This is a genomic window from Pseudoalteromonas sp. 120-MNA-CIBAN-0494, assembly GCF_040308885.1.
GTDB lineage: Bacteria > Pseudomonadota > Gammaproteobacteria > Enterobacterales > Alteromonadaceae > Pseudoalteromonas > Pseudoalteromonas nigrifaciens.
Genome location: NZ_JBEOOE010000004.1, coordinates 101,000 through 120,519, shown reverse-complemented (window position 1 = coordinate 120,519; position 19,520 = coordinate 101,000). Strand labels below are relative to the sequence as shown.

Genomic DNA, 19,520 nt, shown 5'->3' with positions numbered 1-19,520 from the left:
CTCGTGTTAACTGTAATCAGAATCCATTAAGATACGCGCATAATAAAAGGTATATGGGATAACTATGTATGATCTAGGATTATTGGTTGCAAGTTGCGCGCTACTAGGCTGTGTTGTCGGATTTTTAGCCGGATTACTCGGAATTGGTGGTGGCTTAATTATTGTTCCCGTATTAAGTGCCTTATTACTCGCTTTTAATGTAACGGCTGTTGAAAACGTATTAGTTATTGCCATTGCAACATCGCTTGCTTCTATTTTGTTTACCTCTACATCTTCAGCGCTGGCTCATCATAAAAATGATAACGTGCCTTGGGTTATTGCACCTTGGGTTATGTCGGGCGTAGCTGTTGGCGCGCTAATTAGTGGCTTTGCTGCAAGCTTAATACCCGAGCAAATATTACGCACAGTATTTGCTGTAAGCGTGGTATTTATTGCTTTAAGAATGGTGTTATCAGCTCGCAATAAACCTTTGTCAGAAAAACCTTTACCGTCGGGTCCTATTCTAGGCAGCTTATGCGCCATTATGGGGGCACTATCTGGATTAATAGGTATAGGTGGTGGCGCACTAATAGTGCCTTTACTGCATTATTTTTCGGTTGATATTAAAAAGGCCATAGGCTGCGCTGCAGCATGCGGAATTGTTATCGCCTTTTTTGGCTCTATTGGTTATATCAGTGCCGGATGGCAGGTTACCGATTTAGAACACGGTTTTGCAGGGTTTGTATACTTACCCGCATTATTTGGGATTGTAATTACCTCGTGGTTTATAGCGCCTATTGGCGCTAAAGCAACCCACTATTTACCGGTTAATACAATAAAGAAAGTTTTCGCGGTGTTACTTGTTATCATCGCAATTAAAATGGTTTTTAGCTAAAGGTTTATTTTTATGGCACTGGAATTTCCTGTAATCGATCCGATCATATTTTCTGTCGGGCCACTGAGTGTACGTTGGTACGGATTAATGTATTTAATAGGTTTTGCATTTGCAATGTGGTTTGCAAATCGCCAAGCGGCAAAACCAAATTCAGGTTGGACTAAAGACCAAGTAGGCGACTTCCTATTTTACGGCATGCTAGGGGTAATTCTTGGTGGGCGTATTGGTTATGTATTATTTTATCAATTTAGCTATTTTATAGAAAACCCCCTATATTTGTTCAGGATAGATCAAGGTGGAATGTCGTTTCATGGTGGCACCTTAGGAGTGATAACCGCGGTTGTTATTTTTGCTTGGACACGTAAAAAGTCAATACTGCAAGTAGGCGACTTTGTTGCACCGCTTGTACCGGTAGGTTTATTAGCTGGACGTATAGGTAACTTTATAAATGGTGAGCTTTGGGGTCGAGTAAGCGATGTACCATGGGCTATGGTATTTCCAACCGGCGGGCCGTTAGCACGCCATCCATCGCAGCTATACGAAGCATTTTTTGAAGGCTTAGTATTATTTTTAATTTTACAGTGGTTTATTAAAAAGCCTCGCCCTGCTGGTAGTGTAGCGGGTGTATTTTTACTAGGTTACGGCACATTTAGATTTTGTATTGAGTACTTTCGCCAACCAGATGCACAGCTGGGTTTATTTGCCGACTTTATCTCGATGGGGCAAATACTCTCGCTGCCTATGATAGTAGGCGGGTTAGGCTTATTAATTTGGGCTTATAAGCAAGCACCACAAAAAACAGCGGTAAAGGGTTAGAATAAATACCATGAAACAATATTTACAATTATGTCAGCGTATTGTTGATGAAGGCCAGTGGGTAGAAAACAAACGTACGGGCACACGCTGTTTAACCGTGATCAACGCCGATTTAGAGTACGATGTGGCGAATAATCAGTTTCCTATGATCACCACACGTAAAAGCTATTACAAAGCAGCTATTGCCGAATTACTCGGTTACTTGCGTGGCTACGATAGCGCGGCACAGTTTCGCGAAATAGGCTGTAAAACCTGGGATGCAAACGCAAACGAAAATAGCGCTTGGCTTAATAATCTGCACCGTAAAGGTGAGGACGACATGGGGCGTGTTTATGGCGTACAAGGGCGTGCTTGGCAGCGCCCAGATGGCTCAACGCTAGACCAACTAGCAAAAGTAATTAATAACTTAAAAAATGGTATAGACGATCGCGGTGAAATAATTAGTTTTTACAACCCAGGCGAATTTGAGCTTGGCTGTTTACGCCCGTGCATGCACACGCACACGTTTTCATTATTAGGTGACACACTTTATTTAACGTCAATTCAGCGTAGCTGCGACGTACCGCTAGGGCTTAATTTTAATCAAATTCAGTGTTTTGTATTACTGGCATTAGTGGCGCAAATTACTGGGCATAAAGCGGGTAAGGCGTATCATAAAATTACCAACGCGCATATTTATGAAAACCAGCTTGAGCTAATGCGCGATGTGCAGTTAAAACGCGAGCCATTTGCATCGCCGCAGTTAAAAATTAATCCAAACATTAAATCACTAAACGATATAGAAACCTGGGTAACACGCGATGACTTTGAAGTGACAGGTTATGAGTGTCACGAAGCTATTCAATACCCATTTTCGGTATAACAAAACAGATTAAGGAAAACACCATGAAAGCAGTGATCCCCGTAGCGGGCCTCGGAACACGCATGTTACCAGCCACCAAAGCAATTCCAAAAGAAATGCTGCCGGTTGTTGACCGTCCACTAATTCAGTACGTAGTTAACGAAGCCGTTGCCGCAGGTATTAAAGAAATAGTACTGGTAACGCATTCAAGTAAAAACTCAATCGAAAACCACTTCGACACCAGTTTTGAGCTTGAAGCCACACTAGAAAAACGAGTAAAACGACAGCTACTTGCCGAAATACAGTCTATTTGTCCTAAAGATGTAACCATTATTCAAGTACGCCAAGGCGAGGCCAAAGGCCTAGGGCATGCAATTAACTGTGCAGCGCCAATTATAGGTAACGAACCATTTGTGGTTATTTTACCCGATGTAATAATTGATGATATGGAAAGTGATCTTAGTAAAGATAACTTGGCCGAAATGATCAGCCGCTTTGAGCAAACTCAACATAGCCAAATAATGGTAGAGCCAGTTCCAATGGCTGAAGTTGATCAATTTGGTGTTGTTGACTTAGGCAGTGTTGAGCTAAAACAAGGCGAAAGTTCGCCAATTCATAACATGGTAGAAAAGCCACCAGTTAATGAAGCACCATCAAACCTTGCAGTAGTAGGGCGCTATGTATTAAGTAAAAATATTTGGCCATTACTCGCTAAAACCCCGCAAGGAGCTGGTAACGAAATTCAGCTTACTGACGCTATTGCCATGCTAATGCAGCACGAAACTGTTGATGCATACGCAATTAAAGGGCGCAGCCACGATTGTGGTAGTAAAATTGGTTATCTTAAAGCAACTATTGAGTTTGCACTGCGTCGTGAAGAATTTGCTGACGAGTTAAAAACGTTTATTAAAACATTAATTTAACATACCTACTTTTTATAAAAGTAACTAAAAGACGCCTATATGGCGTCTTTTTTGTTTTATAGTCGTTAATATCGTAGTCTTTGGCGATAAAAACATTATAACTGCAGACACGCTGCAAAATATAATGTAACATTTGTGTTAATTACTGTTTGATTTGTTGACTACTAAGCTAAAAAGTACATTAATTGCTTCAGTAATCATTGATATAAAATAAACTCAGTTATATATCCAAGCACAATTAATAAAGTTAAACGCTTACTTATAAGAATGTTTAACTGAAATGTAAGTGTACTTACACTACTTTCAGGGCAGCGAATGCATGTTTAAATATAAAAAAAATAATACTTTAATATTGAGTTTGCTTATACTCTTGTTTAGCACTGCTTGTGCAACTGCGCCCAACAAAACGCTATTAGCAGAGCCAATAAACGACTCGCCTGAATATGTGTCTATTACTGCATTAGAGCTGGCGCAATTAAAAGATGCTGCAATGCAATGGCAGCAAGCCCGCTCTGGGATTGAACGACTTTTAAAGCTAGAAAAAGATATTACCTATTTGGTAAACCATATAGATATTATAAATAGCAAAGCAATTGCGCAGTCTAATCAAAAAAATCACAACCAATATAATCGCCCCACGCGCAAACAACGCTACTCAAGTAAAGCTCAGCAAGCAATTAAACCAGCTTATAATACAAAGCCAACGGTAAAATTAAACACCCCAAAGCACGTTTTTGCATTGCAAGTTGCGTCGCTCGATTCCGAAAAAGACTTAGTTAAAGCATGGCAAGAACTCAATGAGCAAGCTGCGCCGTTATTTAGAGATAAAATTCGCACCAATGTTGAAACAGCAAATGTTAATAATAAAACCTACTATCGATTAAAGTTAGGCGTGTATCAAAACTTTAAAAATGCCCAAGCCGATTGCAACGTGTTTAAACTTTATAAACTCGACTGCATAGTAAGTAACTACACAGATAAACCGGTAAAGCTGTAGTTATACCAACTAGCTTTAAATATAAAGTTGCTTATGCTTTATTTATCAATAGAATATGCAGCTTACCTAAGCTGCTTTTTATAAATTAATTATAAAAAAATAAACAAAAAAGGTTAATAATCCTAATGCTTTTAAAATGGAACTTTAAGCGCATTACACTAATACTAGGATTGTCATTAGTTATAAGTGCATGCAATACAACTAAGCAAAATGAAAGCGCAGAACCGCTTGTAAAACAAGGCGCAGTAAATGCGCCGCAAAGTATACTTATTAAAAAAGCAGATTTAGTTTTACTACAAGACTCTGCAAAACAGTGGAAAAATGCTCAAACTAATGTTGACAAAATAAGCCAGCTAGAACACAAATTAACGCAGCTAACAGCCACTCTTATGCAACAAATAGAGCAGTCAGAACCCCCCTTAAGCGAACCTAAAGAAACAATATTTAATTTAAATACTCGGTTAGATAAACCCCCAGCATTATTTTCTATACAAGTCGGTGCTTTTAAAAATGAGCCCGCACTTCATAGCGCATTAGCGCAATTAAAGTTAAAAGCCCCAAACATAATACATACTGAAACAGTCGTTAATATCGAGCCTGTAGTAGCTAACAAAGTTACTTTGTATCGATTAAAGCTAGGCTCTTATAAAAGTAAAGCTGCAGCACAAAGCGATTGTAAAACCTTAATACAGCAGCAAGTAGCTTGTTTTGTGGGCAATTACACCCAAAAAATTTAGCGAAGTATGTTTTAGGTATTTAAAGCTGATTAGTTATAACGTTGAAACTCAATTTACCTGTGTGCTAACACATACCTATAAGTCGAGCTAAAATTAATACAGCAGTTAAAACCCAGCAATGCAGTTTGTAAGTTCAATGCTAATTTAATAGCCAAGTAAAAATTTAAAAGGCAAATAATATGATAAAACAACAGCTAATGAGATTGTTAAGTATTAGCCTAATTGTACTTTGTGGATGCAGTAGTAAAGTTAAAGAGGCTCAACACAATGTTACTACCACAAATAAGGTTAGTAATGAGGTTACTATTTCGGCAGAAGAATTAGCGCAATTAAGAGCATCATCTCAACAATGGCAACAAGCCAAAGCAGGCGTTAGACGTTTGCTTGTTATTGAACACGATTTAAAGTTACTTATTAGCCAATTAAATGAAGTAGCGCAACGAGAATCGACAACACAAAGTAATCTAAAGCAAGAGGGGAGCAACCTAAATCAAGACACTACAGCGTCAGAAGAGGCTGTTAATGTGCAAGCCAAAGCAACCGTACAACCTAAAGTAATACAGCCATTGTTTGCCCTGCAGGTCGCATCGGTTACCGATTGGATACGATTAACCCAAAGTTATAATGAAGTGAAATCTAAGGCTACAAAACTATTAGCAAGCCCATTTATTGCCAACGTAGAAACCGCAAAGGTTAAAGGGGTTACTTTTTATCGCTTAAAAATTGGCGCTTATAAACTTCAAAAAAATGCAACGGCAGATTGCGATATACTAAAGCAGCATCAAGTGGGTTGTATTGTTAGTAATTACACAGAACAACCATTAAAATTATAAATAGGCATAGTAATTGCTTTGTTATTGTCATGTTTTTTGAGGATGGCAACTATGCGCCTTTTATTACCGTTATTATTAGTAAACTTAGCAGCATGTAGCTTAACACCACAGCCTGAGCCAAGTGTGAGCACGCCTGCGCGTATAGCAACCATGGCACCTTATACGGTTAACGACTACGTAAATAACTTAACTTATCAGCTTAGTCACTTTAAAGGGCCTTTAAGCGGTAACTCTCGCATTGGGGTAAGCAGCTTTTATTACGCAAACGCGCTAGATTCAAAGCTTCCCAGCGGCCAAGCTGAAGGTTTAAGCCAGCAAATTCAAGAAAGCCTGCTAACACAATTCACTCAATTGGGATATAACACCGTTGAGTACCGTTTAAGTAATAATATAAATTTAGCATCTAACGCCGACAGCGCGCTTAGCAGAGATATAACTAAACTGCGCGAACGTCAGAATATTGACTTAATTATTACCGGCACAGTTACGCGCCAGCAACATGCTTACATTGTTAATGCCCGATTGGTTAATATTAATAATAAACACGTTTTATCAGCTGGCAGTACCGAAATCCCGATTAATGTAATGTGGGGCAGTGAAAAAGTTCAGCAACGCGATAATAACTTATATCGCAGCGAATACTAATTAGGAGCACAAAATGAAAAAGCTATTACTTACATTATGTTTGCCATTGGGCTTTGGGTGCTCACAAATGCTAACAGGCATGAACTCAGACACCACACAAAAAAATCAAAACAACTCAGTACAATTGGCTAATGGCGAGCGTGCAGTGGCAGCCCCAATGACCGACAATCAGGTATATCAGTCGGGGTTAGGGCAACATACTAATTATTCAAAATCGAGCACGCCATCACGTAAAAACATTAATCATTATGTGCGTGGCATAATGCAAAGCATGGTAGAAAACCTACAATATGTGAACGAAAAAACACCACTGGCCGTTTCAAGTTTTGTGTTTTTAGATGATGATTACAACGACGCAAGTTTGTTAGGAAATCAAATTGCCGAAAGTTTTATGCATGAACTACACAGCTTTGGCATACCTGTTATCGACTTTAAAACTACCGATTATATGCGCGTAACCCCAAGCGGCGACTTTGTATTTAGCCGCGACTACCTTGAGCTAAACCAAGATCAAAACTTTAACTATGTTTTAGCCGGTACTTTAGTAAGCCATCAAGGTGGTGTGCTTGTAAATGCACGTATTATTGGCTTAGCTAGTAAAGCCGTAGTAGGAACAGCGCAAGGCTTTATTCCTCAGTCAGTGGTTGATGCACTTAATAGTAGCTACAGAACCGATGGCATTATGCTTAAACAAGCCAGTAAATGAGCGAGGCAATAATGGGTTACAAATTAAATAGCGTTACCGCATTATTTATCCTGCTAGGATTGGCAGGGTGCTCTACTGCGGGTAATAATAAGCAGGTTAAAACTAATAATGCAGACACTCATTTTGATGTGAATGCTCGTTATGAGCATGCACAAGGGCTAAAAACGCAGAGCGAATACGACGCGTCGCGACAATTTACGCCGTTAAAACATCATAAAACCTTGGTTAATTATGTAGAGCAAATGGCGCTTGATTTAGTCGACACCCTAGAGTCTAGCAGTGAGTTTGATGAGAGCATAAATATAGCGGTAACAAGCATAGTCGATTTAGATGCCACCTTAAATAACAGCAACCAGCTGGGTAACCAAATATCAGAAACCCTCATTCATCAGCTGCAAAAGTTTGGTTATGGGGTAGTTGATTTTAAAACGAGTGATGCAGTAAACGTAAATCGCCGTGGCGACTTTGTTTTTTCACGAGACATAAAAAACCTTAGCAAAAAGCATATGGCAAGCCATGTACTCGGTGGTACGTTAATATACCGCGCCAATGGCGTTACAGTGAATACCCGAGTTATAAACGTAAATAATAAACAAGTCGTTGCTAGTAGCCGAAAATTTATACCAATATACGTTTTAAACAAAGAAGATATCTACTTATCAAGTAATTAAACACAGTTTGCACTTGATCCAAAAAAGACAATGCCGTTATAATTTTAGCCTCAGTTTAGGCCTCTTAGTTAAATGGATATAACGGCCCCCTCCTAAGGGGCAGTTGCAAGTTCGATTCTTGCAGGGGCTACCAGTAAAATCAATGAGTTACGGGGTTGGTACTTTGAAGTTCAAACTTTATCTAGCACATATGTAGCTGTGCTAACTCAGGCATTCATTTTCAAAAAAAGATTATTAATACTTCTGTATTTTAAACATCTAATTCAATTTATCACTTCAGTCGAATAAATATTACAGCACTAAGTTAAAGCTAGGCCGTGATATAAAAAACTTTATTCAGGTTTTGTCGCGCTGGCGAGTCGTGTTAAACGTAACATGGGTGGTTAATTTTTACGTAGGTTGGCTTGAGCAAAGCGAAACCCAACGAAAAATTATGTTATCAATTAATATCGCAGTTTTGCATTATCGATTGGTTGTTACTCACTCGCTTTAAGTTGAGCATAAAAAAGCGAGTAAATAAATTTACTCGCTTTTTTATTTAGCCTTGTAAGCCCTAAGCTTATGCCCCTGGGCCACATTCCATACATGAATTTACAATGTCTGGGCCAAATTTAAGTTTGGCGTTTAAGTCGCGCAGCGCTGTGCGTAGCCCTTCTTCGATCACTGGGTGGTAATAAGGCATTTCTAACATTTGTGGTACGGTCATTTTGTTTTGTACCGCCCATGCTAGTAGGTGAGCTAAATGCTCGGCTTGTGGGCCGATAAACTCTGCCCCTAAAAATAACCCTGTGCCTTGCTCTGCGTAAACACGCATGTGCCCTTTGTTTTTAAGCATGACGCGGCTGCGGCCTTGGTTTTCAAAGCTTACTTCGCCTATTTCAAAACAGTCGCAGCTGCCTAAGCGAGTGGTGATCTCTTTATAACTTTCGCCAACCATGGCTATTTGCGGGTCGCTAAATACGGCGGCAATTTTTGCTCTGCGTAATCCTGGTTGTACATCGGGGAAGCGTCCAGCATTTTGGCCAGCTATTAGGCCTTGATCGGATGCTTCGTGTAATAGTGGCAGCATATTACTGGCGTCGCCTGCGATAAATATATTTGAATCGCCACATTGCATTGTTTTAGCATTAGCAACAGGTACGCCGCGCTCATCAAGTTCAATACCGGTGTTTTCTAAGCCGAGTTTATCTGTGTTTGGTACGCGCCCCGTTGCGGCAAGTACGTAGTCAAATTGCTCGGTGTGTTTAGCACCTTGTTTGTCGGTGTAAGTAAGCTGCGCTTTGTTGTTTACTTGCATCATGTCGGATACGTTTGAGTCGGTATCAACAAAAAATTCTTCGGCAAATACGGTGTTTGCGTAGTCTTTTACTACTGGGTCGGTAAGGGGGCCAATTGCACCACCAACACCAAATAATTTTACTGTAACGCCTAAACGGTGCAGTGCTTGGCCAATTTCAAGGCCGATAACACCTGGGCCAAATACGGCTACCGATTCTGGAAGGTCGTCCCAGTCAAATACGTCGTCGTTTATAATTAATTTGTCGCCAAAATTATTAAATACGCCAGGGTATGAAGGGCGTGAGCCGGTTGCTATAACAAAGCGTTTAGCAGTAATTATGGTGTGATCATCTATTTGTATGCGGTTTGCGTCTAAAAATTTAGCATAGCCACGAATTTTGTCATCGCTTGGAAGCTCATCTACAGCTTCTACTACAAATCCGGCAAAGCGGTCGCGTTCGCTTTTAACGCGTGCCATCACTTTTTTACCATTAATACGTGGTGCAGAGCTGTGTACACCAAATGCAGGTGCCATTGTGATTGAGTGCGCAGCTTCAGCAGCTGCAATTAATAATTTACTCGGCATGCAACCAACTCGTGCGCAGGTAGTGCCGTAAGGGCCTGATTCGATCATAAGTACGTTATTTGTAAATTGTTTAGCATTACGATAAGCACTTAAACCCGCAGTACCCGCACCAATAACAACAACGTCGGTTTGCAATTCTTTCATTATTTTTTCCTTATAAAATAGGGGCAACCAGTGCCCCTATTTATATTTACTAATTGAGCAAAATTATTAATTAAGCAAAGTATTTTTCTAAATCGTCTGAGCCACCAATGTGCTTACCGCCAATAAATACTTGTGGAACGGTTTCACGGCCAGATACTGCTTTAAGGCTTGTTAGTGATGCGCCTGAGCCCATAACAATTTCTTCAAATGCAAAGCCTTTTTCTGTAAGAAGCGCTTTAGCTTTTGAACAGAACGGACAACCAGGTTTAGTAAATACAGTTACTGGCTCTGGTTTAGCTTGCTTAGGGTTGATGTAATCAAGCATTGTATCTGCGTCAGATACTTCAAACGGGTCGCCTGGTAAATCTGGTTCGATGAACATTTTGTCGATCACGCCATCTTTTACAAGCATAGAGTATCTCCAGCTGCGCTTACCAAAACCTAGGTCGTTTTTGTCTACTAACATGCCCATGCCGTCAGTAAATTCGCCGTTACCGTCTGGTAGTAAAGTAATGTTTTGCGCTTCTTGATGCTCAGCCCATGCGTTCATTACAAAGGTGTCGTTTACCGATAAACATACAATTTCGTCAACGCCGTTTTGCTTAAGTACGCCAGCTAGTTCGTTGTAACGTGGTAAATGAGTAGACGAACACGTTGGTGTAAATGCACCCGGTAGTGAAAATACAACAACCGTTTTACCTTTAAAAATGTCGTCTGTTGTTACTGATTTCCATTCATCGTTTTGACGAGTTGCAAATGTAACGCTTGGGATTTTTTTGCCTTCAATATTGTTTAACATAATTTTTGTTCCTCTTGATTTGTTGATAGCCATTATGGCGGTGATTTAAATATAGTTCCAATCGTTTGTTTGTATTAAACTGATAGGTATAAGCTATCAGCCTGGTAATGAATATGAACTTAAAAGATTTAGAGTATGTAAAAGCCATAGCGCACTTTAAGCACTTTCGTAAAGCGGCCGATGCGTGCTTTGTAAGCCAGCCTACCTTAAGTGGCCAAGTAAAAAAACTTGAACAGGAGCTCGGTGTTACTTTATTTGATCGCTCTACTAAGCAGGTAACATTAACCGCTAAAGGCGAGCGTTTATTAACACAAATTAATGTTATTTTAGAACAAACACAAATACTTAAAGAGCTTGCTGCTACGTCAAACGAGCCGCTACAGGGTAAGTTAACTATTGGTATTATTCCAACCATTGCGCCTTATTTACTGCCGGTATTACTCACTTCAATGAAAGAGGCGTTTATTAATAGTCGCTTTTCGTTTATTGAAATGCAAACCGCTACAATTTTAGAAGCGCTAGATAACGGTGAACTCGACTTTGCAATTTTGGCTGATGTACCCGAGCTCAAAAAGTACCATAGCGTTAATTTATACAAAGAAGATTTTTTAGTGGCTGTATCACACGATAATTCATTAGCTCAGCAAAAAAAAGTAGCGCTGCGCGAATTACAAGGATGCAGCCTATTAATGTTAAGTGATGGCCATTGCTTTAAAGATCAAGCCCAACAGTTTTGTTTTTCGGCAGGAGTTAATGTGTCGAGCCAGTATCAGGGTAATAGTTTAGAAACATTACTGGCGCTGGTGGCTATGGATGACGGGGTTACATTTGTGCCTAAATTGGCTTGTACTGAGCGCGTAGGGGTTAATTATTTAGCTATTTATCCTAATCAGCAGCGCAATATAGTATTTGCATGTAGAAAGCATTACCCGCATTTATCGGGGGTTGAGCAATTGGGTGAATGGTTATCGGCTCACCCTAATTTAAAGGCTAAATTAACTAAATCGTTGAATTAAAGGTTTTGGCTAACTATTTCGACTATATCGTTAATTTGCACGCCCGGAAGTGGTGCATTATTAATGCTTACCGCAATGGCACTTTGTTGATATAACTGCTCAACACGAATGCTATTAAGGGTAATTACTTTATGCGGCATAGTATTGCCTAAAGCGTCTGTTAGGTAATTGTGGTGTGCTATGCTAAGTAGTTGACCTTTTTTAAGACCATGTGCTTTACCTAAGTTAATCACTATGTTGCCCTGATCAAGGTGCATAATTTTTCCTTGAGTAGGCAAGCAGGCCATAGCTGATTGTAAATCGTAACTTAGCGTTTGGTTTATATCGTTTATGCTTTGCCCATAGGGTGATTGCCAAAACATACTACTGTTAACATCAACAATAGCGGTTTTTTCAAATGGCCAAATAGCTTGGTTTTTATAGCTATTTTGCCAAAGCTGTTCATAAGTAGTGCCATCAAAAAGGGTAAACTCTATTTGGTAACTACGTTGATAGCTTTCGTCTTGCCAAAAGGCATAGTCGCTATTGAGCTTATCGCTAGTTGATAGGTTGGTTATTTGGCTTAATAAAACGTACTGCGCGTTACTACGCGAGGAAATATCTTCTAGTTGCGCATTAGAGTAGTCGTGTTGCTGCGAAAAATACTTATCGACCTTTATTGCGTTGTTGTAATAAGCAATAGGTACAGCGCTCATTTTTGACTTTTGCAATGCGGTATAAATATTTTTGCTAACCGCTTTATCTATGTCAAATATTTGACCCATGCGGGCTTGTTCACGATGATTAAGCTGGCTTTGGGTAACGGCCACAAACTTTTTAAAACTACTTTGTGGGCATTGCTCTGTTTGCGCAAAAATATCTAAGCGTAGTGTAATAGCTAGCTGATTATTATGACGTTCTTCGCTCACAAGTTCTATTTTTTGAATTTCGCCATGGCTGCTTATTTTAAGCTGATCTTGCATTAGCACGCCGTCTACTAAGGTTTGTACCGAGCTTACCCGCGCACCAGAGAACACTAACGCTTGTGTAATGGCATCTTTAATTGCTGCAGACTTAGCTGCGCCTACATCGCTACTTTTAACTTGTGCATGGCCGGTCGATTCATACCACTGCGCTGCAGTAAAAGGCGAAAACGTTAATAAAGCAGTTGCGCTTAATCCTGCAAATACCGATGATAAAAACGAATTCATACATTTACTCCAGTTAAATTTTAGCTATTAGCATAAGTTACACAGCAAGGAGCGTACCAATATTATTTGTGAGTAAACACCACTTAAGTGTCAATGGCATTAAACCTGCATAAGTATCGTATAATTATTTAATTTGTTTTTTAGGGCTAGGTACTATGCGAGTAATGCCATTACTTATCACGTTAGGATGCATAACCTTAAGCGGTTGTAGCAATATGTTTGATAAGCACGTTGAATACAAATATGTAGAGCCAAACAATTATCCGGTATTAAAAGCCGTGGGTTATGCACCTATTAGCCTGCAGTCGGGTGTTAATAAGTCGCAAAAGCAGTTAATGGCTATTAAAGCTTCTAAGCTAGAAGCGTATCGAGAGCTTGCAGAGCAAGTGTATGGGCAACAAATTACCGCAGGTACTACAGTTGCAGGTTCAATAGCACAAGACGATTACCTACAAAGCAAAGTGCAGGGCATTATTAAAGGCGCACAAGTTATAAAAGCCTACGCGGTAGACGACACCTATATAACTGAGCTTGAACTAAATATGAAGCGCGTGCACGACCTGTACATAGGCGAAATTAAACCCCGAGAAGTTAAAAAAGTAACTTATTACTAGCCCCCTAAAAACGTTAGTAACTCTAAAAACAAAAAAAGCCTTAGCTGATCAACAGTTAAGGCTTTTTTTATTATGTAGGACGTTATTTTTAATTAAGTTTTTTAATTAAGCTTTTAAATTACGTACCAAATTATTATCGGTGTTTATTACACTACCGGCTTGGTCGTAGGTCATAGAAGAGGGGGCACCAATTAAAATATCTTTTAATTGTTTAACGCTTAATTGTGCTTGATGCGCTGCGTGGGCATTTACTTCATTTTGCTTTTGGCATTGCTCAAGCTTGCTGCGTATTAGTTTAATTAAATCGGTGATCTCGGTTGTTTGCTCATCGTTATTGGCAATCAACTTGTTGAGCTCTTTATCGAGGTTGCTTAGCGTGGTTAAAAAAGACATTTTTTGTTGGGCAATTTCTTTTAAACCTTCACCACGGCGCGAGGCAATAGATGTTAGCTCGTCATTTAATAAAATATTAAGTGATTCTAAGCAATTGTGTTGCTCATTTAGTTTAATGGTAATTAAACTATTGTGATCAGCCATAAACGTTAAACTCAAATTCAGCTAGGTTTTTTGCAAGTTTTTCGCTGTCTATTTGGTATTTACCCTCAGTGATTGCTTTTTTAAGCTCTGCCACTTTATCGGTATCAAAACCAGGAGACTGCTGCGCTTTATCTTGCAGGGTTTTTAGCTGTTTAGCTTGCGGGGTTAAGCTTACAGAGTCGCTGGCAGCTTTAGGCGCCGAAGACTGTGCAGCTTGCGTATTTGCATTATCTCTTTGTATATCAACTTTTTGCTGCTTAGTGTTAGTTAACACATTTGCTTGTTGATTACCTTTATTAACTTGACCGACCATAATAATAAACCTGTATATTACCCAACTAATGCCAAGTTATCGGCATATACATAAGATACTTTAGTATAAATTTAAATTATATATTAACTTGTACAGACTCTACACCATCTACGCGAGCATTTAAAACTTTACCGGTTTTTTTGTTTTTTACTTTAACTTGCTCGCCAAGGCTACCATCTTCAAGTGCAATACCGGTTGTTTTAACTTTTAAGCCCTTAATATTAGCATTAATATTTACAGCATCGCCTTTGCACACCATGCATATTTGGCTCAATAAAAGTGGCATTCCGCTGCGTATATTTCGTTTACTTCGGCTGCCTATTAATAATGCTGGGTTATCTAAATATTGTACTCTGATAAAGTGAGTTGAGCGCATTTCAATACTTAAATGCGCCGCAGTTATTACTTCGCCGCGAGCTAAATTTACATTAGCAACTACAACAGGAGCCGTTTCGGTTACTCTTACGTGTACATACTGGGCCCAGTTGTTAGTGTCGTTACATTTTATTTGTAATGTTACTTGGCGATTAAAAGGCGGATCGCTGGGGAGTAATAACTCAGGCTCTGATTCGCAACTGCGATCGGGAGTGCGGGGGTCGAGCGGTAACGCACTAAGCTGTATTTTATTTTCATCAAGGTTGTTAATTTGCGCAGCAACATGAGTTATAGCCATTTGTTGTAATATGTCTTTGCTAAATACTTTTGCCTCTAAAGGCAAAGTTAAACAGAGGCTAGTAAGAACATAAAAAACACTGTATCTTCTGATTTTTTTTAACAAACTCATAATGTTTCGGCTATGCTTATAGGTTAAAACAGGGTATAAATATTTAGCGTCAAAAAGTAGACGCTCCCGTTGTATTATGTGACTTTATAGATTCAAAGCAATTATCGTTCCGTATAGTTTGTTTTTTAGGAGATTTGAATGGCAGGTATTTTAGACTCAGTAAACCAACGAACCCAGTTGGTGGGGCAAAACCGCTTAGAGCTACTACTATTTAAACTCAGAGGGCGTCAGCGTTTTGGGATTAATGTGTTTAAAGTGAGAGAAGTACTGCAATGTCCTCCTCTTACCAATATGCCAAAATCAAATGCTTACATTCGTGGTGTTGCCCATATTCGCGGCCAAACTATTTCGGTTATCGACCTTTCTATGGCTGTGGGTGGGCGTCCAATTGAAAATATTAAAGACAGTTTTATAATTATTGCTGAATATAATCGTACCGTTCAAGGCTTTTTAGTTGGCGGTGTAGAGCGTATTGTAAATATGAACTGGGAAAAAATAATGCCGCCACCGCCAGGTGCAGGCCGGTATTCTTACTTAACTGCTGTAACTGAAATAGAAAACGAATTAGTTGAAATTTTAGATGTAGAAAAAATATTAAACGAAATTTGCCCAGTTAATACCGAAGTAAGTGCAGATGTTGCGGCTACACAAGGTGACATTAAAAAAGATTTAGGCGAGCGAATTGTTTTTATTGCCGATGACTCAGCAGTAGCACGAAACCAAGTTAAGCGAGCATTAGAGCCACTAGGCGTTCAAACTGAGCTTGCCAAAAATGGTAAAGAAGCACTTAAGCGATTAAAAGAAATAGCCGAACATGACTGCGTAAACGATATTACAGAACGTGTAGGGTTACTTATTTCGGATGTAGAAATGCCTGAAATGGATGGCTATACATTAACCGCCGAAATAAAAGCCGATCCTAAATTGGCACCATTACATGTTATTTTACATACCTCGTTAAGTGGCGTGTTTAATCAGGCCATGGTTGAAAAAGTAGGTGCAGATGACTTTATTGCAAAATTTAATCCCGACGAACTCGCAACAGCAGTAAGAAAATGGGTTCATTGTGATTAATAAATATAGGTGTTATTGATTTGAATAGTAAAGATTTACAGCAAAGTGAATACGATCAATTTCGCTTATTTTTAGAACAACAGTGCGGTATTGTATTAGGCGAAAACAAACAATACTTGGTTAAAAGCCGTTTAGCGCCGTTAATGAAGCGATTTAATGTTGAGTCTTTATCACAGCTAGTAAATAAAACCTTGGGATTGCATGAGCGCCAATTACGCGCTGCAGTGGTTGATGCAATGACCACCAATGAAACCCTATGGTTTAGAGATCAATATCCGTTTGAGTTATTAAAAACTAAACTGTTTCCAGAGTTTAAAGGGCTTAACAGACCATTAAAAATATGGTCTGCGGCAAGCTCTTCTGGTCAAGAACCATATTCAATTGCTATGTCGGTTGCTGAGTTTCAGACAAGTTCTCCTGGGGTTTTACGCATGGGAGCGCAAATAGTGGCTACCGATATATCAAATACTATGCTGGATATGTGTAAACACGCCGAGTATGACGCGTTAGCACTAGCAAGAGGGCTCTCGGCCGAACGCCGCAAAAAGTTTTTTAAAGACAGCGGCAATGGTATGGCTCAGGTTATCGACCCAATAAAAAAGCAGGTTAACTTTAGACACCTTAATTTACTCGACTCATACGCGCTTTTAGGCAAGTTTGATATTATATTTTGCCGCAATGTGTTGATTTATTTTGCACCAGAAGTAAAAGCAAAAATTATTGCTAAATTTTCTCAAGCACTTAACCCTAAAGGTTATTTACTTTTAGGTGCGTCGGAATCAATGAGCGGTTTAAGTAATGATTTTGATATGGTTAGATGTAACCCTGGTATTATTTATCAAAAGAAATAACTGCAAGTGTGGTGAAGTGCGAGCAGTTTGCACATTTTAAGCATTATTTTAAACGACGCATTTAGCGTCGTTTTTCGTTTTAGCGATAAGCAAGTAATTAGCCAAGCTTTGTGTATTACCAAGCACTGTGTATAAGTTATAGCTTCGCACCTCCCCTTATTTAAAGCGCATTGTGCCAATATGTTTAAGCGAACATACATATCCACAAAAAGGCTATAAAGTGCTGCACTTTAGAGAGGTAAAACCACTAGATTATGTGTTTAAGTTACTCCTCATTTCCCTCATTGTTTTCACTTTGTGCAAAATAATATTTAAATGCTTTATTCACAAAGAGGCTATGAAATGCTGCACTTTAGAGAGGTAAAACCACTAGATTATATGTTTAAGTTACTCCTCATTTACCCTCATTGTTTTCTCTTTGTGCAAAATAATATTTAAATACTTTATTCACAAAGAGGCTAAGAGGGCGCTGCGCTTTAGAGAAGAAAAAATAGATAAATTATCTGTTTAAATCACTGCTCATTTACTGCCATTCGCATCCATTGTGCAAATGTGCTTTAGAGTTTTTAACTGCTGGCATTTTTTATAATAACTGTATTGGCTCATATCAATTTACTTATTGCCTTAAAATCTCCCTAAAACCTGCACTTTAAATAGCTATGTTTAATCAGCTTAGTAAATAACTTTAAACAAAAATTAGTTAAATGGCTTATTTCTTGCTTTGTTCAAGTTAAGTCAATTTTTTGGAGATGGTTATGGCTATCAGTTTTGATAAAGCGCTTGGTGTGCACCCGCATGCTATGTTGATCCGTTCGCAAAGAGCCGAAATGCTCGCTACCAATATCGCTAATGCTGATACGCCGGGCTATAAAGCAAAAGATATAGACTTTGCCTCTGCACTAAAAACGGCAAAGTCACACCAACAAGGCGGCAATAATATGGTTAGAACCAACAGTAAACACATTGCCGGTGGTAGTAAAGAAGTAGGTGGTTCAGAAATGTTTCGTAATGCAAATCAACCAGATACAGGTGATGGCAACTCAGTTGATATACAGGTGGAACGAAACTTGTATGCACAGAATGCTATGGAGTATCAGGCCAGCTTGCAATTTTTAAGCGGCAGATTTAAAGGTCTGAAAAAAGCACTCGGTAGCCAAGGATAATAATTATGAGTTTATATAATGTTTTTGATATTGCTGGTTCTGGTATGAGCGCACAAAATGTGCGTTTAAACACCACCGCAAGTAATATTTCTAATGCGAATACTATTAGTTCTTCTCAGGATAAAACTTACCGAGCGCGACAACCTGTATTTGCTGCTGAGCTTACTAAAGCTTCAGCATCAGCAAGTAATCCACAGGGCTCCGCTGTTGGCGTTAAAGTATTAGGTATTGTTGAGAGCAACAAACCATTACAAATTGAATATAACCCAAACCATCCAAGTGCGGATGAAAATGGCTATATCTATAAACCCAACGTTAATGTTGTTGAGGAGATGGCAAACATGATTTCTGCCTCTCGTTCGTATCAAACAAATGTGCAAGTTGCCGATGCAGCAAAGCAAATGTTAAGTAAAACACTGCTGCTAGGCCAGCGGTAACAGAGGGTAGGTTATGAGTAACGATATTAGTACATCTTCATCCTATTTAGACTCTTTACGGTGGCAAGAAAAACAAGCAGCCAGTAAAGACAAGAGTGATGCGTTAACCCAAGAAGATTTTTTCTCATTACTAACGCAGCAACTGTCGTTTCAAGATCCGAGTAAACCGGCTGATAACGATCAGATGATTGCGCAAATGACTAGCTTTACTATGGCTGAGGGAATTTCAAATTTAAACTCTAACTTTGAAGCTTTAGCTGCATCAATGACATCAAATTCAGCACTGCAAGCATCTACATTAGTAGGTAAGCAGGCGCTTTTAGAGTCTGACACGTTAGATTTAAATGAAGCAGGTGATGCACGAGGCTCAGTTGTTGCCGAAAAGCCAGTTGAAAGCTTAAAGCTTAGAATTGAAGACGAGTCTGGGCAGTTAGTTAAAACTATAGATTTAGGCTCGCAACCAGCAGGTGCAGTGCGTTTTGCATGGGATGGTAAAAATGAAGCAGGTGAGCGCCTACCCCCTGGTGAATATAAAATTAAAGCCGAGGGGAGTACTAATGGTGAGTTTTCGAGCCTGCCAATTGCTACCTTTAAAAATATTGAGAGTGTGAATATTAATGGTGCAAATGGCATCATTATTAACACTAAAGAAGGTGCGGTTAGGCTGACTGATGTTGCAGAAATCGCGTAA

General features: G+C 39.3%; 23 protein-coding genes and 1 tRNA gene. 18 read left to right on the top strand and 6 right to left on the bottom strand.

Annotated elements, in window-relative coordinates; genetic code table 11:
- Nucleotides 1-64 precede the first annotated feature (64 nt).
- From AAEY55_RS04995 to AAEY55_RS04945, 11 genes are all read left to right on the top strand, one after another.
- Entirely contained in the window at nucleotides 65-874 is an 810-nt protein-coding gene (locus AAEY55_RS04995; protein WP_089367853.1) for a sulfite exporter TauE/SafE family protein, read from the top strand.
- Between the two features lie 12 nt (nucleotides 875-886).
- On the top strand, nucleotides 887-1,690 hold the full coding sequence (gene lgt, locus AAEY55_RS04990; RefSeq protein ID WP_089367854.1) for a prolipoprotein diacylglyceryl transferase: 804 nt from the start codon (nucleotides 887-889) through the stop codon (nucleotides 1,688-1,690).
- Between the two features lie 10 nt (nucleotides 1,691-1,700).
- Nucleotides 1,701-2,552 (top strand): thymidylate synthase, encoded by an 852-nt coding sequence (locus AAEY55_RS04985; protein WP_089367855.1) that lies wholly within the window; start codon nucleotides 1,701-1,703, stop codon nucleotides 2,550-2,552.
- Nucleotides 2,553-2,575: 23 nt separating this feature from the next.
- Nucleotides 2,576-3,454, top strand: a complete 879-nt coding sequence (galU, locus tag AAEY55_RS04980; RefSeq protein ID WP_011327445.1) for a UTP--glucose-1-phosphate uridylyltransferase GalU — start codon at nucleotides 2,576-2,578, stop codon at nucleotides 3,452-3,454.
- Nucleotides 3,455-3,773: 319 nt separating this feature from the next.
- On the top strand, nucleotides 3,774-4,451 hold the full coding sequence (locus tag AAEY55_RS04975) for an SPOR domain-containing protein (RefSeq protein ID WP_089367856.1): 678 nt from the start codon (nucleotides 3,774-3,776) through the stop codon (nucleotides 4,449-4,451).
- A 125-nt stretch (nucleotides 4,452-4,576) separates the two neighbouring features.
- On the top strand, nucleotides 4,577-5,188 hold the full coding sequence (locus tag AAEY55_RS04970; RefSeq protein WP_089367857.1) for an SPOR domain-containing protein: 612 nt from the start codon (nucleotides 4,577-4,579) through the stop codon (nucleotides 5,186-5,188).
- Nucleotides 5,189-5,367: 179 nt separating this feature from the next.
- Entirely contained in the window at nucleotides 5,368-6,021 is a 654-nt protein-coding gene (locus tag AAEY55_RS04965; RefSeq protein WP_182684476.1) for an SPOR domain-containing protein, read from the top strand.
- A gap of 51 nt (nucleotides 6,022-6,072) precedes the next feature.
- On the top strand, nucleotides 6,073-6,666 hold the full coding sequence (gene lptE, locus AAEY55_RS04960) for an LPS assembly lipoprotein LptE (RefSeq protein WP_089367860.1): 594 nt from the start codon (nucleotides 6,073-6,075) through the stop codon (nucleotides 6,664-6,666).
- A gap of 13 nt (nucleotides 6,667-6,679) precedes the next feature.
- A complete protein-coding gene (locus AAEY55_RS04955) occupies nucleotides 6,680-7,372 on the top strand; it encodes a FlgO family outer membrane protein (protein WP_011327450.1) in 693 nt (230 codons plus the stop codon).
- Between the two features lie 11 nt (nucleotides 7,373-7,383).
- Nucleotides 7,384-8,043 (top strand): FlgO family outer membrane protein, encoded by a 660-nt coding sequence (locus AAEY55_RS04950; protein WP_350550328.1) that lies wholly within the window; start codon nucleotides 7,384-7,386, stop codon nucleotides 8,041-8,043.
- A 58-nt stretch (nucleotides 8,044-8,101) separates the two neighbouring features.
- Nucleotides 8,102-8,176 (top strand) — tRNA-Arg (locus tag AAEY55_RS04945).
- A 426-nt stretch (nucleotides 8,177-8,602) separates the two neighbouring features.
- Here the strand turns inward: AAEY55_RS04945 and AAEY55_RS04940 are convergent.
- Both AAEY55_RS04940 and AAEY55_RS04935 read right to left on the bottom strand, forming a co-directional pair.
- Nucleotides 8,603-10,051: a dihydrolipoyl dehydrogenase gene (locus tag AAEY55_RS04940; protein ID WP_350550325.1), complete on the bottom strand. Its 1,449-nt coding sequence runs from the start codon at nucleotides 10,049-10,051 to the stop codon at nucleotides 8,603-8,605.
- A gap of 70 nt (nucleotides 10,052-10,121) precedes the next feature.
- Nucleotides 10,122-10,850, bottom strand: coding sequence for a glutathione peroxidase (locus tag AAEY55_RS04935; protein WP_179807089.1), 729 nt, complete (start codon nucleotides 10,848-10,850; stop codon nucleotides 10,122-10,124).
- 113 nt (nucleotides 10,851-10,963) lie between these two features.
- On the opposite strand from AAEY55_RS04935, the gene AAEY55_RS04930 reads away from it, so the two are divergent.
- Nucleotides 10,964-11,866, top strand: a complete 903-nt coding sequence (locus AAEY55_RS04930) for a LysR substrate-binding domain-containing protein (RefSeq protein ID WP_041454354.1) — start codon at nucleotides 10,964-10,966, stop codon at nucleotides 11,864-11,866.
- Here AAEY55_RS04930 and AAEY55_RS04925 read toward each other — a convergent pair.
- A complete protein-coding gene (locus AAEY55_RS04925) occupies nucleotides 11,863-13,056 on the bottom strand; it encodes a flagellar assembly protein FlgT (protein WP_011327455.1) in 1,194 nt (397 codons plus the stop codon). The genes AAEY55_RS04930 and AAEY55_RS04925 overlap by 4 nt on opposite strands.
- Nucleotides 13,057-13,211: 155 nt before the next feature.
- On the opposite strand from AAEY55_RS04925, the gene AAEY55_RS04920 reads away from it, so the two are divergent.
- Nucleotides 13,212-13,670, top strand: a complete 459-nt coding sequence (locus tag AAEY55_RS04920) for an LPP20 family lipoprotein (protein ID WP_011327456.1) — start codon at nucleotides 13,212-13,214, stop codon at nucleotides 13,668-13,670.
- A gap of 105 nt (nucleotides 13,671-13,775) precedes the next feature.
- Here AAEY55_RS04920 and flgN read toward each other — a convergent pair whose 3' ends face one another.
- The 3 genes from flgN to flgA form a co-directional block, all read right to left on the bottom strand.
- On the bottom strand, nucleotides 13,776-14,207 hold the full coding sequence (gene flgN / locus AAEY55_RS04915) for a flagellar export chaperone FlgN (protein WP_011327457.1): 432 nt from the start codon (nucleotides 14,205-14,207) through the stop codon (nucleotides 13,776-13,778).
- Nucleotides 14,200-14,520, bottom strand: coding sequence for a flagellar biosynthesis anti-sigma factor FlgM (gene flgM, locus AAEY55_RS04910; protein ID WP_011327458.1), 321 nt, complete (start codon nucleotides 14,518-14,520; stop codon nucleotides 14,200-14,202). Before flgM ends, flgN begins: the two co-directional genes overlap by 8 nt.
- Nucleotides 14,521-14,596: 76 nt before the next feature.
- On the bottom strand, nucleotides 14,597-15,304 hold the full coding sequence (gene flgA / locus AAEY55_RS04905; protein WP_011327459.1) for a flagellar basal body P-ring formation chaperone FlgA: 708 nt from the start codon (nucleotides 15,302-15,304) through the stop codon (nucleotides 14,597-14,599).
- A 138-nt stretch (nucleotides 15,305-15,442) separates the two neighbouring features.
- Here flgA and AAEY55_RS04900 point away from each other — a divergent pair, with 138 nt between their 5' ends.
- From AAEY55_RS04900 to AAEY55_RS04880, 5 genes are all read left to right on the top strand, one after another.
- Complete coding sequence (locus AAEY55_RS04900) at nucleotides 15,443-16,378, top strand: chemotaxis protein CheV (protein ID WP_011327460.1); 936 nt, start codon at nucleotides 15,443-15,445, stop codon at nucleotides 16,376-16,378.
- Between the two features lie 20 nt (nucleotides 16,379-16,398).
- Nucleotides 16,399-17,229: a protein-glutamate O-methyltransferase CheR gene (locus AAEY55_RS04895; RefSeq protein WP_011327461.1), complete on the top strand. Its 831-nt coding sequence runs from the start codon at nucleotides 16,399-16,401 to the stop codon at nucleotides 17,227-17,229.
- 755 nt (nucleotides 17,230-17,984) lie between these two features.
- Nucleotides 17,985-18,392, top strand: a complete 408-nt coding sequence (flgB, locus tag AAEY55_RS04890) for a flagellar basal body rod protein FlgB (protein WP_350550319.1) — start codon at nucleotides 17,985-17,987, stop codon at nucleotides 18,390-18,392.
- A gap of 5 nt (nucleotides 18,393-18,397) precedes the next feature.
- Nucleotides 18,398-18,829, top strand: coding sequence for a flagellar basal body rod protein FlgC (gene flgC / locus AAEY55_RS04885; RefSeq protein ID WP_011327464.1), 432 nt, complete (start codon nucleotides 18,398-18,400; stop codon nucleotides 18,827-18,829).
- A gap of 13 nt (nucleotides 18,830-18,842) precedes the next feature.
- The gene (locus AAEY55_RS04880; protein ID WP_350550316.1) at nucleotides 18,843-19,520 is read left to right on the top strand and encodes a flagellar hook assembly protein FlgD; all 678 of its coding nucleotides are present in this window, start codon (nucleotides 18,843-18,845) and stop codon (nucleotides 19,518-19,520) included.

Coding starts and splice junctions, on each gene's coding strand:
- AAEY55_RS04900 (WP_011327460.1), top strand. CDS start 15,443: ATGGCAGGTATTTTAGACTCAGTAAACCAACGAACCCAGTTGGTGGGG.
- AAEY55_RS04940 (WP_350550325.1), bottom strand. CDS start 10,051: ATGAAAGAATTGCAAACCGACGTTGTTGTTATTGGTGCGGGTACTGCG.
- AAEY55_RS04950 (WP_350550328.1), top strand. CDS start 7,384: ATGGGTTACAAATTAAATAGCGTTACCGCATTATTTATCCTGCTAGGA.
- AAEY55_RS04970 (WP_089367857.1), top strand. CDS start 4,577: ATGCTTTTAAAATGGAACTTTAAGCGCATTACACTAATACTAGGATTG.
- AAEY55_RS04930 (WP_041454354.1), top strand. CDS start 10,964: ATGAACTTAAAAGATTTAGAGTATGTAAAAGCCATAGCGCACTTTAAG.
- AAEY55_RS04925 (WP_011327455.1), bottom strand. CDS start 13,056: ATGAATTCGTTTTTATCATCGGTATTTGCAGGATTAAGCGCAACTGCT.
- flgA (WP_011327459.1), bottom strand. CDS start 15,304: ATGAGTTTGTTAAAAAAAATCAGAAGATACAGTGTTTTTTATGTTCTT.
- AAEY55_RS04955 (WP_011327450.1), top strand. CDS start 6,680: ATGAAAAAGCTATTACTTACATTATGTTTGCCATTGGGCTTTGGGTGC.
- flgN (WP_011327457.1), bottom strand. CDS start 14,207: ATGGCTGATCACAATAGTTTAATTACCATTAAACTAAATGAGCAACAC.
- flgB (WP_350550319.1), top strand. CDS start 17,985: ATGGCTATCAGTTTTGATAAAGCGCTTGGTGTGCACCCGCATGCTATG.
- galU (WP_011327445.1), top strand. CDS start 2,576: ATGAAAGCAGTGATCCCCGTAGCGGGCCTCGGAACACGCATGTTACCA.
- AAEY55_RS04975 (WP_089367856.1), top strand. CDS start 3,774: ATGTTTAAATATAAAAAAAATAATACTTTAATATTGAGTTTGCTTATA.
- lgt (WP_089367854.1), top strand. CDS start 887: ATGGCACTGGAATTTCCTGTAATCGATCCGATCATATTTTCTGTCGGG.
- AAEY55_RS04995 (WP_089367853.1), top strand. CDS start 65: ATGTATGATCTAGGATTATTGGTTGCAAGTTGCGCGCTACTAGGCTGT.
- AAEY55_RS04965 (WP_182684476.1), top strand. CDS start 5,368: ATGATAAAACAACAGCTAATGAGATTGTTAAGTATTAGCCTAATTGTA.
- AAEY55_RS04935 (WP_179807089.1), bottom strand. CDS start 10,850: ATGTTAAACAATATTGAAGGCAAAAAAATCCCAAGCGTTACATTTGCA.
- flgC (WP_011327464.1), top strand. CDS start 18,398: ATGAGTTTATATAATGTTTTTGATATTGCTGGTTCTGGTATGAGCGCA.
- lptE (WP_089367860.1), top strand. CDS start 6,073: ATGCGCCTTTTATTACCGTTATTATTAGTAAACTTAGCAGCATGTAGC.
- AAEY55_RS04985 (WP_089367855.1), top strand. CDS start 1,701: ATGAAACAATATTTACAATTATGTCAGCGTATTGTTGATGAAGGCCAG.
- AAEY55_RS04880 (WP_350550316.1), top strand. CDS start 18,843: ATGAGTAACGATATTAGTACATCTTCATCCTATTTAGACTCTTTACGG.
- AAEY55_RS04920 (WP_011327456.1), top strand. CDS start 13,212: ATGCGAGTAATGCCATTACTTATCACGTTAGGATGCATAACCTTAAGC.
- flgM (WP_011327458.1), bottom strand. CDS start 14,520: ATGGTCGGTCAAGTTAATAAAGGTAATCAACAAGCAAATGTGTTAACT.